The 12,805-nt window shown below is 51.3% G+C and carries 14 protein-coding genes; 4 read left to right on the forward strand and 10 right to left on the reverse strand.

The features are described from left to right. Positions 1-122: 122 nt before the first annotated feature. From AWM70_RS15540 to AWM70_RS15550, 3 genes are all read right to left on the reverse strand, one after another. Positions 123-467, reverse strand: coding sequence for a YflT domain-containing protein (locus AWM70_RS15540; protein WP_068697909.1), 345 nt, complete (start codon positions 465-467; stop codon positions 123-125). A 140-nt stretch (positions 468-607) separates the two neighbouring features. Further along, positions 608-1,186: a hypothetical protein gene (locus tag AWM70_RS15545; RefSeq protein WP_169823458.1), complete on the reverse strand. Its 579-nt coding sequence runs from the start codon at positions 1,184-1,186 to the stop codon at positions 608-610. Positions 1,187-1,200: 14 nt separating this feature from the next. Beyond that, on the reverse strand, positions 1,201-1,695 hold the full coding sequence (locus AWM70_RS15550; protein ID WP_068700740.1) for a DUF948 domain-containing protein: 495 nt from the start codon (positions 1,693-1,695) through the stop codon (positions 1,201-1,203). Positions 1,696-1,948: 253 nt separating this feature from the next. Between AWM70_RS15550 and AWM70_RS22895 the strand changes: the two genes are divergently transcribed. After that, the gene (locus AWM70_RS22895) at positions 1,949-2,116 is read left to right on the forward strand and encodes a DUF1328 domain-containing protein (protein WP_083180342.1); all 168 of its coding nucleotides are present in this window, start codon (positions 1,949-1,951) and stop codon (positions 2,114-2,116) included. A gap of 149 nt (positions 2,117-2,265) precedes the next feature. On the opposite strand, the gene AWM70_RS15555 is transcribed toward AWM70_RS22895, so the two are convergent. Further along, entirely contained in the window at positions 2,266-2,718 is a 453-nt protein-coding gene (locus AWM70_RS15555) for a hypothetical protein (RefSeq protein ID WP_151208766.1), read from the reverse strand. A 269-nt stretch (positions 2,719-2,987) separates the two neighbouring features. Here AWM70_RS15555 and AWM70_RS15560 point away from each other — a divergent pair, with 269 nt between their 5' ends. Continuing rightward, on the forward strand, positions 2,988-3,395 hold the full coding sequence (locus AWM70_RS15560; protein ID WP_068697915.1) for a hypothetical protein: 408 nt from the start codon (positions 2,988-2,990) through the stop codon (positions 3,393-3,395). A 200-nt stretch (positions 3,396-3,595) separates the two neighbouring features. On the opposite strand, the gene AWM70_RS15565 is transcribed toward AWM70_RS15560, so the two are convergent. Beyond that, on the reverse strand, positions 3,596-4,648 hold the full coding sequence (locus AWM70_RS15565) for a C40 family peptidase (protein WP_068697917.1): 1,053 nt from the start codon (positions 4,646-4,648) through the stop codon (positions 3,596-3,598). 499 nt (positions 4,649-5,147) lie between these two features. Here AWM70_RS15565 and AWM70_RS15575 point away from each other — a divergent pair, with 499 nt between their 5' ends. Then, a complete protein-coding gene (locus AWM70_RS15575; RefSeq protein WP_068697921.1) occupies positions 5,148-5,351 on the forward strand; it encodes a hypothetical protein in 204 nt (67 codons plus the stop codon). A gap of 210 nt (positions 5,352-5,561) precedes the next feature. On the opposite strand, the gene AWM70_RS15580 is transcribed toward AWM70_RS15575, so the two are convergent. After that, positions 5,562-7,196, reverse strand: a complete 1,635-nt coding sequence (locus AWM70_RS15580; protein WP_068697923.1) for an ABC-F family ATP-binding cassette domain-containing protein — start codon at positions 7,194-7,196, stop codon at positions 5,562-5,564. Between the two features lie 113 nt (positions 7,197-7,309). After that, positions 7,310-8,443 carry an MBL fold metallo-hydrolase gene (locus AWM70_RS15585; RefSeq protein ID WP_068697925.1) on the reverse strand — a complete coding sequence of 378 codons (1,134 nt, stop codon included), beginning with the start codon at positions 8,441-8,443 and terminating at the stop codon, positions 7,310-7,312. Between the two features lie 284 nt (positions 8,444-8,727). Between AWM70_RS15585 and AWM70_RS15590 the strand changes: the two genes are divergently transcribed. Further along, on the forward strand, positions 8,728-9,867 hold the full coding sequence (locus AWM70_RS15590; protein ID WP_068697927.1) for a virulence factor: 1,140 nt from the start codon (positions 8,728-8,730) through the stop codon (positions 9,865-9,867). A gap of 91 nt (positions 9,868-9,958) precedes the next feature. Here AWM70_RS15590 and AWM70_RS15595 read toward each other — a convergent pair whose 3' ends face one another. From AWM70_RS15595 to trxB, 3 genes are all read right to left on the reverse strand, one after another. Then, positions 9,959-11,089, reverse strand: a complete 1,131-nt coding sequence (locus tag AWM70_RS15595; RefSeq protein WP_068697929.1) for a transglutaminase domain-containing protein — start codon at positions 11,087-11,089, stop codon at positions 9,959-9,961. 443 nt (positions 11,090-11,532) lie between these two features. Beyond that, positions 11,533-11,769: a glutaredoxin family protein gene (locus AWM70_RS15600; RefSeq protein ID WP_068697931.1), complete on the reverse strand. Its 237-nt coding sequence runs from the start codon at positions 11,767-11,769 to the stop codon at positions 11,533-11,535. Positions 11,770-11,834: 65 nt separating this feature from the next. Continuing rightward, positions 11,835-12,782, reverse strand: coding sequence for a thioredoxin-disulfide reductase (gene trxB / locus AWM70_RS15605; protein ID WP_068697933.1), 948 nt, complete (start codon positions 12,780-12,782; stop codon positions 11,835-11,837). Between the last annotated feature and the right edge of the window lie 23 nt (positions 12,783-12,805).

A 12,805-nucleotide genomic window follows, 5' to 3' on the forward strand; every position in this document is an offset into this window, starting at 1 on the left:
AATATATCCTAAAATGTAACATTGTTCAAAATATATCCAAAACATAGATAAGGAATGGGAAGTTTAGCCTCCCATTCCTTATCTATGTTTTGCCATTTATGAAACTGGACCGCATCCACCGTTTAAGGGTTCTGCTTGGCAATGACCAATACCTTGCCCATATCCAGTTCTTTCTCATAGAAGTCCGCCTCGTCTTCGGTGAATCCCAAAGAAGTGATCTTCGCACGAAGCTCATCGCCGCGGGAACGGAACAGGTTCGCTACCGAATTCATCATTCCTTCTTCTTTCACGCCGATCTCCGAAGCAGCCGCCGTATCAGCGATTCGGTCTGTCCGGTCCTCATCATGGGCCAGCACAAAAATCTGATTGTCACTATAGCCTGTCCGACGAAGTTCTTCTACTTCTTGTACAGCTTGAACACCATTCTGAACTACCTTGGCGTAGGATTTAGCATTGATTGAACTCATGATACTCATCCTCTCCGTATTCTATTAAACAGGATCGACTGGATCATTGGTCAACGAGCTTCCCTTCCTATATTTAAACAGCTCGCTTCCGGTTTGAAACACCGATTCTATCTTCCTTTTCATTTTTTTAGATCTAGGGCTCAAGAGGTAAACTCGTTAAATAAATCCACTGCCGCCGGGAGACCTGTCTCACCCCTGTAAATCTTAACTGCATTCGGCTGGCGGATGTAGACGTCGCCGTCTTCGGCCCGGTAATCCGGTTCTCCAAAATAAGGATTCATCCCGTTATTTTTTAATGAAATAAACTGCCCGTTCACTCGGATCCCCTGCCGAATCGCATCCACATGCACGTAATAAACGGCATCCTCATACAGCCCCGCCGTTACATCCGGGTAGCGGTATTCCGTATACCCCGTAATTTCATCCTTCACAATTTTGTCCGGACTCCCTTTAGCCTGCAGCAGCTGTTCGCGGCTCCAGTCCAGGGAGACACCGTTCAGGGTTTGAAAGGATTCAAGCCGGAGCTTCTCCGGCTTGCGGCTATACGAATCCAATGCCTGAGTCCTGGACGGCTGGGTCCATAGAGCCGTTTGCTGACTGCCCAGTCCGGCAAATCCGGCATATAGCCCTGCAGCCGCAGGAGTGACAGAAACGTCCGGTTGACCTGTCGAAGCCGTAAGTCCCAGCAGCAAGATCCACAAACTCAGCATGGTCCTCATCCTTCCTTAGCTCCTTAAGAGCGGTATTTCTGCCATAAACCAGCTGCAACATCTACCCATTTCATCCAACTGCCCTGGTTTTTCTTCGGATGGGTGGACGCATAGGAATCAATGGTCCGGTCCGTTGAGCTTTGAACAGCAGCCTGGGCCGCTGCGGATTCCGTTCGTGATGGCTGCTCTGCTGTCTTCTTGAACCGCTCAATGAGCGTGGTCGAAACCTGTTTTGCAGCGAGCGAAACCTCACTCAGAACTTCGCCTACATTTTTAACCGTATCCAGTACGGGGTCGATTTGTTTCATCTTCTGCTGCACATCCTCCGTTATGCCGTTTGCATGCCGGAGCACATGTTTGACTTCATAACCAAGCTCGTCAATCGTTTTCTGAACTTCCTGAAGGGTTTGCGACGTTTTGTCAAGCGACTTCTCCGCCGCCTTCAGCGTTTTGATCAAATAAATAACAAGCCCTGTAAATGCCAGCGCGATCAGTGCTACGCTGAGCTGCCAGATCAGTGACATAGCGTTCCCTCGCTTTCTGTGGTGTTGGGGTCAGTGTTTAGTTACCCTAACCCAATTTTTCCGAAACAAAGCCTGCAGACAGGGTTAAAACATGTCTTTGGCCTCTTGATTCAAGCCAATTTCATCAGGTTAATGGAGCATACAACCGACTCAGGTTGACAGAACCGGCTGACCGTTGAGGGAAGAAAGCCGGATGCTGACGATTTTAATCGCTTCACCACTTACTTATGAAAGAAGGTTGGTTTTCATGTTGAAATGGTCGCTAATTTTTCTGGTAGTAGCTGTTATTGCGGGCATTTTTGGATTCTTTAATATCGTGGCCGCGGCAGCGGCAGTTGCCAAAGTATTGTTCTTTATCTTTATTGTGCTCTTTATCATCACCCTGTTCACGGGACGCGGCAGAAACACGATGTAGCAGTCTTTCCGTTCCCAATAAATCTCTGCATACAAAAAGGCAGGCTCTGAAGATTTCTTAATCCTCGGAGCCTGCCTTTTTTTGTGATCATTCCTGGTTCTGCCTGATCCTCTATTTGCTTTCTGGCTTAGGCTGAATAGTCCGAGCTGTTAACGGAGCAGACCCGGCAATTGCAGCCAGTTGACCGCAAACTTGATCTTCAGTTCACGGTTCTCAAAAGACAGATCTGTAATTTGAATGACTTCAGGCAAATACTGCCCCGGGTCTATCTCAATCGTCTTTAGCTTGAGCAGGGAAGGCGATAAAGAGCTGCCCCGCACATCAACCGACTGGGGCTTTAGAAGCAGCTTCCCTTCAGCAAAGGACAGATGATAAACAACGGCTGCTTCCGCACGCAAGGCCCCCCATTTTACAATAGCATCTGCAGTCATGTCATTGCCGTTCAAACGGATATCCAAACCTTTAATTTCGTAGGACAATCCGGTGGCGGCGGTTCTTTCCGAGATCCCTTTTTTCGCTAGGTCGTTGATTTCCTCCTCATTCAGCGTCAGAACGGTCTCCCGCGTTTCAACCATCGTAAGCAGTTTGGTCTTCCAATCCACTTCCTTATAACTTAAATCCAGCTGATGAGTTGGTCGAATATACAGGATAATTCCTACAACAGCAATAACGAGTATAAGCAGAATCGTCAGGGGAATTCCCCATATCCATTTTTTCTTGATGGGTTACACCCTCCTTGCCAGCAGATTAAATGAAAGCGTTAACTCCCTGCTTATTTTTTTGTGCAGCTTGTGATTCTAGTCCTATCTTCATGGTTATTTAAATATTGCGAGAGACGCAAACTTAAATCAAATAGAGGAGGAACTATTTTATGAAAAAAATCGCAGCACTCACGGCTTCCTTTGCTTTAAGCGCAGCATTGGCAACAGCTGCTTCTGCAGCTCCTGCAGACACGACTTCGACCGACACGTCGGATAGCTCTAGCACTAGCACTGTTGTCACCGGCCAAGTGGTTTCCACAACTTCACCAGATGGAACTACATACGATGGAACCGTGGCCGAACCGATCATTGTACCGGAGCTGATCACCATTGCTCCAGCCCCACTCACTTTAAATGAAGTGACCTACTTCTACGACATGCCGCAAGGCAAAGCCCAGAGTGCGCTTGCCCCACAAACCGTAACTCCTACCGGCAACATAGTCGGTGACTGGGTAGAAATTTACACTTGGCTCGGCAAAGCCTGGGTTTATGCGCCCGGCTACATTGCTTATCCATAATAACATAAGCTAAACGACATAGGCGAACCGCCAGTTCGAACGGATTTGCAGCCCGCTTGCCAGCCACAAGCCGGGCAGACATAAGCCAAAAAAAACGGATAGTCCCCATGGGGATTATCCGTTTTTTACCTGTTTTCCTGTGAAAATTACCCATCCGGCTCCAGCATGCAACCTCTGGTCCTTTAGGCTCGTTAAGAGAATTACAAAACACTTCCGCCAAAAAGGAATCTTCTTGTCCAGGAGGCGGTCAAATTATCAATTCTTACACCGCCGGATTTGACGGAATACGTCTGCATGATTTGTCCGTTGCCCATATAAATGGCGACATGGGTAATCCGCTCCGCCGATTTGTTGATGCCTTTGTAAGCCGCATCGGTGGAACCTTTGTAACTCATAAAGAACATCAGATCGCCAGGCTTCAGACTGTTAATGTCATAAACAGCCTTGCTGTTGCTCTTGATCCAGTCTCCCTGCTGACGGGAGTCTGCCGGCAGGATGATGCCGGTTGCTTCCCGGTAGACTGTTCTGGTGAAGTCCGAGCAGTCGAAGGTTGTGGTTGTATTGCGGTCCGACCCGTATTCATACGGCGTGCCCAAATAACTTCTGCCCACTTCAAATACTTTCTGAATCAGCTGGTCGCGGGTAGAGCTGCTTCCGTTATTGCTGCTGTTATTTCCGCTGTTATTCCCGCCAGAACCGCTGCCGGAGCCATTGCTGCTGTCTTCAGCTACTTCAACATATCGGGAAGAAGAACTGATATACCCGTTCTCTCCGCCGGATGTAAGCACTTTATACCAGTAACCGTTTGAGTCCAGAATCTGCACGGTTTCGCCTTTCTTGAGCATGCGGATCACCCGGCCTGACGTGGAAGGTTCTGTCCGCATATTCACTCCATACACGATTTCTCCGGTTTTAGCCGAGCTTGAAGGGGCGCTTCCGCTGACTGGCGTAACCTGTATGTACTCAGACGAAGAGCTGGCATATCCCGTTAAACCGGAAGATGTCGTAACCTTGTACCAGTAGCTGTTGCTCTCCGTCACGCTGCTCAGCTTCTCCCCTGCTTTCAGCAAAGTTATGACCCTTCCAGAGGTAGAAGGTGCCGTCCGCAAGTTCACGCTTTTGATTACAGTACCTGTATAAGTCTGGCTTTGTACCGATGCCGCATGGGTGGTAGCCGCCGGTAAAGCCGGCCATCCTGTCAACACCGCTGCACCAAGTAAAGCTGCTGCTGTCCATTTTGTTGTTTTCCCCATCTATAGTTGCCTCCCGTTTCTGGTGTTGTTCTATATGGTGGTTTGTCATGTTCGGTGGTTTGTTCCAGTCCAGTATCCTGTTTGACCTTCATGGCCGTCAGCTTGGTTTTGCCTGTCCCCCCTTCCGCTTGTCCACCATTATAACGACTCCCCTTTCCCCGGGCATATGAGGCCAAATGAGCAATTCTATTTGATCTACTACTTTAGTACCATATAAAAATGACATTTTTGTAATCCTTAAGTCGCTAAAAATGACGTTTTTCCCTGCATAGTCTATAATTACCAAAGTTGCCTCACTCCAACTTTCCCATAAACTTGAAGAAAAAGAGACCCCGCGCTGCCGAGAGCGAAGCCTTTTGCCGAATCTTGATCTGAATGTTGGAAGGATTCCCCAACCCGGCCTAAGACAAGGGGCTTCTGAATTGGGAAGTGGCTGTTGTTCCCCGATTTAAAAACGTATAAAATAAGGACAGCCCTCGAACTGAAGGAGATGAAAGACATGAGCGAAAATGAGCAGCAGAACCAGCAGCCTAAAAAAATCGACCTCGCCGAAGCAATCCGCCAAAAGCTGCAGCAGAAGAAACAGCAGCAGGCTTCCGGCGGCAAATCCGGTTCGGCACCTGGAAACCAAACGACCAAAACCTTGCGCAGTCAAAATAACAAAAAGCCGAACAACCAGCGGCGGCGTACGGGCGGATCATAAGAGAGAACAAACAAGCAGGCCCCGGGGGGCCTGCTTGTTGTTAAAAGGGAGACAGAACGGCGTGTCATATGACTTCAAGTCATATCGCTGTTGTCGCCGGAATTATATTGAAGTGATAACCGGGGGAAGCCTCGCGGCATTAGCAGACGATTTAAAACAAACGGGAAGCAGGCCGAGTTCTGGCTGCTTCCCGTTTGTTTGCTATTTTTTTTAAGCCTCGAACATCTCGGCCGGATACAGCTGCTTGCGCAGGTTCTGGATCTCTTCGCTTTCGAGGTATTCATCATAGCTCATGACGCGGTCAATCACGCCGTTCGGCGTAATTTCGATGATACGGTTAGCGACGGTCTGCACGAACTGATGGTCATGGGACGTGAACAGAATCGTGCCGTCAAAATCGATCAAACCGTTGTTCAACGCCGTGATGGATTCGAGATCCAGGTGGTTGGTAGGTTCGTCGAAGATCAGCACGTTGGCGCCGTTCAGCATCATTTTGGCCAGCATGCAGCGGACCTTCTCGCCCCCGGACAAGACGCTGGCTTTCTTCAGGGCTTCTTCGCCTGCGAACAGCATGCGGCCCAGGAAACCACGCAGGAACGTTTCATCCTGGTCGTTGGAATATTGGCGAAGCCACTCGACAAGGTTCAGATCGACGCCGTCGAAGTAAGCGGAGTTGTCTTTCGGGAAATAAGCCTGGGAAGTTGTAACGCCCCAGCTGTAAGTTCCCGCGTCCGGCTCAAGCTCGCCCATAATCACTTGATAAAGGGTTGTCTTGGCAAAGCCGTTGGGACCAACAAAAGCAATCTTGTCGCCTTTGTTCACTACAATGTTCACGTTGTTCAGCACTTGTTCCCCTTCAAGGCTCTTCGTTAAACCTTCAATCGTCAGAAGCTGTTTGCCCGCTTCACGTTCGGCCTTAAAGTGCAGGAACGGATATTTACGGTTAGAAGGACGGATGTCCTCCAGCGTAATTTTGTCGAGCTGCTTCTTCCGGGATGTCGCCTGCTTCGATTTCGAAGCGTTGGCGGAGAAGCGTTGGATAAAGGTCTGCAGCTCTTTGATTTTCTCTTCTTTTTTCTTGTTTGATTCACGGGCAAGCTTCAAAGCCAGCTGGCTGGACTCGTACCAGAAGTCGTAGTTGCCGACATACAGCTGGATTTTGCCGAAGTCGATGTCCGCAATATGCGTACAAACTTTGTTCAGGAAGTGACGGTCGTGAGATACGACGATAACAGTGCCTTCGTAGTCCATCAGGAAGTTCTCCAGCCAAGCGATGGATTCCATGTCCAGATGGTTCGTAGGTTCGTCAAGCAGCAGGTTGTTCGGATTGCCGAACAGAGCCTGGGCGAGCAGGACGCGGACCTTCTCATTGCCGCTCAGTTCACGCATTTGCTTGTCGTGCAGATCACGCGGAATTCCAAGACCGATCAAGAGGGAAGCGGCGTCTGATTCGGCATTCCAGCCGTCCATTTCCGCAAATTCGCCTTCCAGCTCGCCGGCGCGCATGCCGTCTTCTTCGGAGAAGTCCGGTTTGGCGTATAAGGCATCCTTCTCTTTCATGACGCTGTACAAACGCTCGTGGCCCATAATCACCGTTTCCAGCACTGGAAAATCATCATATTCGTAATGGTTCTGCTTCAGCACAGCCATACGTTCGCCAGGCGTCATAAACACCTCGCCGCTGTTGGCCTCAATTTCGCCGGATAAAATTTTCAGGAACGTCGATTTGCCCGCTCCATTGGCACCGATCAAACCGTAACAGTTGCCGGCTGTGAACTTTATATTTACATCTTCAAAAAGTGCCCGTTTTCCATAGCGGAGCGTTACACCACTAGTACTTATCATTTGGTTGATTACCGTCCTTTATAATTAATCACACTGCTGACTCAATATTATAGCATATCAGGCGTCCCAATCGAACCCTTTTCCGAATATATGCAAAAATGTTCCGGCATCCGCTATAACCGCAAAGTCTCGCCGTGGATCATCACTCGGATGTCTTCTTCCGGAATCCCCCGTTTCAGCCTTTCCTGTTCCAGACGGTCCAGCGCCTCCCGCGCCGTATCGTCGGCCAGCCGGAAGGTGCCGTAATGCATCGGCACCATCTTGCTCGCTTTGACATCCAGGAAAGCCTGGATGCCTTCCTCCGGCGTGGTATGCTGCGGGGTCATAAACCATTCCGGTTCATAGGCCCCAATAGGAATCAGCGCCAGATCAATGTCATAACGGTTGCCGATCTCCTTAAATCCATTAAAATAGCCGCTGTCCCCTGCGAAATAAATCACCGGCGTCTTGCCGAGCTTCGGCGCCTTCGCTTCTTCCGGCAAACCTCGGCCCGCCTGCCCGGCCAGCGGATGCTCAGGCCGCCGCTCGCTGTGCTGCAGCCCGTCGGCTGGTTCCGGCTGCGCAGGCCCTCTTGGCCCTTGGGGGGGTGCAGCGTTATTTTCCAGGGCATAGTCTTCCTGCTTCTGTCCAGGCGAAAGCTCTTGCTCCGGCAACCCGCGATCTCCCGGCTCGAGAATGAACCCTCCCCAATGCGAGGAATTGGTGTCAAACGGCGTACGGCGGGTCCAGTGCTGAGTCGGCACAAACGACAGCTCAATCCCTTTGATTGGCAGCCGCTCCCACCAGTTCATCTCGTGGCAGCGTTTGAAGCCTTTGCGCTCCAGCTTCCGCTTCAGTCCGGCCGGCACGATAATGTCCGTATTCGGGCCGTACAACCGGCGGATGGAGGAGACGTGCATATGATCATAATGAGAGTGGGAGATCAGGATCAGGTCGATTTCGGGGACCTCCTGAATCGGCACTCCCGGCAAGCCAATCCGCCGCTGAAATCCCATCCGCAAAGCCCAAACCGGGTCTGTTACGATATTTAGACCCTTGTATTGTATAAAAAAAGTCGAATGTCCAATCCAGGTCAAGGTCGTTTCCTTGCGGTTGCTGCGCAGAAATTCAAGGTCCGGCTCCATATTGGGAATAACAAAGGAGTAATCCTTTTTCTTTCTCCGGCGCTCTTCCCGCAACTGGCGGAATTGCTTGAGCGTTTTGTCTGTGCTTACGTTATCGAGGTTGTTATACCGGCGTTTAGCCATGAAAAGGGAGCCTCCCTTCCAAATATTCGTTCCAGAATTTGCAGAACAAAAAATTTACATAGAAATGCAAATCGCATTCTTCATTATTTTAACCAATAATAAAGTCATTTCCAAACCGCAGCCGCCTATTTTCGCCACAGCTTGGCGCTGCTCCCCCTCTCTGTCGAAAGGCTTTTACGCTGCCCCATGCGAACTTAAGCGCCAGACCTTCCCAAGCTGTGCTTGGGACTTAGCGAATCTTGTTGTAAAATAAAAGAGATACGAAGGAAGGATGTGAACATCTCTTGAAAATAACGTTTATCGAACCGACGCCAAGCCCTAACACGATGAAACTTCATCTGGATGAAACACTGGCCCCTGGGGTTCGCAAGACATATACAACCGACAACGAGCGCTCGGCTCCGCCCTTTATTGTAAATCTGCTTCATATTCCCGGTGTAAAAAGCGTGTTCCATACCGCCGATTTTATCGCGCTGGACCGGATCGGCAGCGCCGACTGGCAGGCGATCCTGGCCGCAGTGCAGGAGCAGTTCGGTCAGGAGGGCGTGAGCTCTGCCTGGTCGCCCGAAGATCCTGAAGCGGCTGCAGGCCATTACGGCGAAGCCGAGGTGTTTGTCCAGTTCTTTCGCGGCATTCCGATGCAGATCCGGGTGAAGGCCCGCGGTGAGGAAGAACGGATCGGCCTGTCGGAACGGTTTGTTCAAGCCGTTACCGAGGTAGCCAGCGCCACGCTGATCAAAGAGCGTAAACTGGTCGATTACGGTGTTCGCTACGGTGAACTGCCGGAGATCGCCCGCGAGGTCGAACAGGAGCTGGAGGCTGCCTTCACCCCTGAGCGTGTAGCGGACATCGTGAAGCAGGCCATTGCCCACGGTCAGAACCAAAGCGAGTTCGTTGAGGAACGCCGTACTTTTACGCTTGAAGAAGCGGCGGAGCAGCTGGAGAACCCGGACTGGCGCGTGCGTTATGCGGGCCTGGACGGCCTGCAGCCGGACGAAACCGCACTGCCTCTGCTGGCCAAGGCTTTGGCCGATCCGCAGATGCAGATCCGCCGTCTGGCGGTCGTGTATCTGGGAGATCTGCGGACACCGGAGGCGATGGAGCTGCTGTACAAAGCGCTCCGCGACAACTCGGCGGCCGTGCGGAGAACCGCCGGCGATACGTTGTCGGACATCGGCGACCCGGCTGCTACCGGACCGATGATCGAAGCGCTGCGCGATAGAAGCAAGCTGGTCCGCTGGCGGGCAGCCCGCTTTCTCTACGAAGTGGGTACGGACAGTGCCCGCGATGCGCTGCTGGAAGCCGCGCAGGACCCTGAGTTCGAAGTCAGCCTGCAGGCCCGCATGGCGCTTGAACGGATTGAAGCCGGCGAAGAAGCCGCCGGCACGGTCTGGCAGCAGATGGCGAAACGGAATCAGAACTAGCTTGAGGCAAGACATTCCCAGCCTTACAGCTAAAAAAGGCAGCGTGCCGCCGGAATCCTCTGGCGGTGCGCTGCCTTTTTGGCAAGTTTATTTAATTCTCCCATTCGATCCGGACCTTCAAATCATCCGTCCCTTCGAGCGGCTTGGTAGAGAACGTGATATTTCGAATATTTAATCCGTAAAGATTGCCTAAATCGTTGATCAGTGCAGATTGCTCCCCCGAATAACGTACAACCGCAGCCGATCTCCCCTGCTTAATGGCTTCGCGGGCCTTTGCCATCAGGCCGGAGCTGTCCGATACAGCCTGCCCTGCCTCGTAAAGCGTATAACCCAGCTCATGCTCAAGCTTCTGATAAACGCTGCGTTTGGCAGGATCGAACAACTTCAAAGCCTCCAAAGCGGGCCGGTAGGCCTCTCCGGCTGCCGGATACGTTTTGGTCCAGCTGTGATCCTTCCTCATCTCGTCATCGGTTAACAGATAATAGTCATAGCTAATGTTATCGCTTTTGGCCTGTACCGGATCGTCCCAAGTGGTATCCAGATGATACCAGCTCCCATCCAGGTTAACCAGATTCCAGGCATGGGGCTGGCCGCCGGCTGTGCCTTCTACAATTAAATTCCGGACGCCTGCTTCCTCGAGCAGTTTGTAAGCAAGCAGCGTATAACCCTGACAAACGGCCTCCCCGGTCACAAGACCGGAATAAGCCGTATAATTTTTAAGGGACTCATCATATTTCAAATCCTGCACAATCCAGTCATGAATGGCTTTGACCTTCTCATGGCTGTTCATCCCGGGAACGATCAGCTGTCCGGCAATTTCTTTGACGCGGCGGTCCACATAGGCGGTCTGTTCCGGGGTCTCCCGGTATGTAAACGTCACTTCTACGTTCACGGCGGAGCTCGTACCGCGCCAGGAATAATGATAACGGTCCATAATATAACGCATATAAGGGTTAGTATCGAGCGCTGTCATCAGCGCCTGATCCAGCAAGGTTTCGAAGTCTTTGACGCTGCCTTCATATTTGAACCTGACCGTATTCTGATGAGCCTCAATAGCCGCGGCAAGCTGCTGCTCAACTCCGGATTGGGAGACCAGCGCCGCCTGCTGAGCCGTTTGCACCATCTGATGAACGGACGGGCTGCCAACCGCTCCTGCCGGAGCTGCCACAGCAAAAGAACCGATCACCACCGCTTTCCACACTACGCTTCGGAGTCTTCTCAAGTTCTCATCTCCTTTGGCCGTTTGACCTGGACTCGGTCCATTGACGCTTCCGCCTCATTTCTTCCCCTGAGCTTCCCTTTGTCTTTATGAACTTAACCCATTTCTGCCGGACCTAACTCACTTCTTGGATTCCCCTAGATTGTAGCACAAGCTATCAGGCTAGGGAGGTTCTAGTTTTGTCGAGCCTGGACCTTATTTTGTCTAAAAAAAGACCCGCAAAATTCTCCAATTCCCGAACCCGTTTCGGGACTGAATTTTGAAGCTGAACAAGAACAAGAACAAGAACAAGAAACTGAAAGGAAAATAAAAAGGAAAAACAGGTTCCCCGGAGCTTCGTCCGAAAAACCTGTTCTCATCCGTTCCCTGACACCGTTAAGCCGGCGCAGGTGCTTTATAGCAGGCAAGCCAGCTCCACCGCTTCCGCAAGCGGGCGCTTGCGCTGATTAGGCCTGTTCAGCCAAAGCCTTCTCAAGCTTCAATTTGTTGTTGCCCAGGATTTTGTGCTCGCCAATAATGGTTACCGGAACAGCACGCATGCCCATATCCCATACTTGCTGTGCAAATTCATCATTGGTTTCGATGTTGCGCTCTTCGTAAGAAATCCCTTTATCGGAAAGGAAGCTTTTGACCTGACGGCAGTTCGGGCAGTTAGTGCTGGTATATACGATTACATTTTCCATCGGTTCATACTCTCCTTTAACAGTTGTAATGTAGTTTCCTGATCTATTTTACACCAAAATCTATGTTAACCCAAAACCGCGGATTGCTCGTGTTCCGTGGCTTCGATGAATTTTTCGGCGTCAAGCGCAGCCATACATCCGCTGCCTGCAGCAGTAATGGCCTGGCGGTAACGAGTATCCTGCACATCGCCGCAAGCGAAGATGCCTGGTACGTTCGTTTCCGAAGTTCCCGGTTTCACTACAATGTAGCCGTTCTCGTCGGTCGTGATTTGTCCGCCAAGGAAGCTGGTGTTCGGGTGGTGACCGATCGCTACGAACACGCCGTTGGTTTCGATGATTTCTTCTTCACCTGTAGCGTTGTTGCGTACTTTCAGACCGGTTACACCGGCATCATCCGTAAGCACTTCAAGCGGCGTACGGTTCAAAGCCCACTCTACCTTCTCGTTGGAACGCACGCGGTCCTGCATGATTTTGGATGCGCGCAGTTCCTCTCTGCGGTGCACCAAAGTGACTTTGGATGCGAAGCGGGTCAGGAAGCCGGCTTCCTCAAGCGCCGAGTCGCCGCCGCCGATCACTACGATTTCTTTGCCGCGGAAAAAAAATCCGTCGCAGGTTGCGCAGGTGCTGACCCCGCGGCCCACATTGTCCTGTTCCCCAGGGATGCCCAGGTATTTGGCAGTTGCGCCTGTGGAAATGATCAGGGTTTCAGCAACCAGCTCGCCCATGCCGTCCACTTGAAGCTTGAATGGTCTGCTGCTGGTATCCACGCTGTTCACCCATCCGGTGCGGAATTCCGCTCCGAAGCGTTCAGCCTGCTTGCGCATATTGTCCATCAAATCCGGCCCCATGATGCCTTCCGGGAAACCAGGGAAATTCTCAACTTCCGTTGTAGTGGTCAGCTGTCCGCCCGGCTGCGGTCCTTCGATCACCAAAGGATTCAGGTTGGCGCGCGCCAAATAAATAGCTGCTGTAAGTCCGGCAGGGCCGGTACCGATAATAATAGATTTATACATCCTACATACCCCCATCTGCTAAT

It is taken from the genome of Paenibacillus yonginensis (assembly GCF_001685395.1).
GTDB classification, from domain to species: domain Bacteria; phylum Bacillota; class Bacilli; order Paenibacillales; family Paenibacillaceae; genus Fontibacillus; species Fontibacillus yonginensis.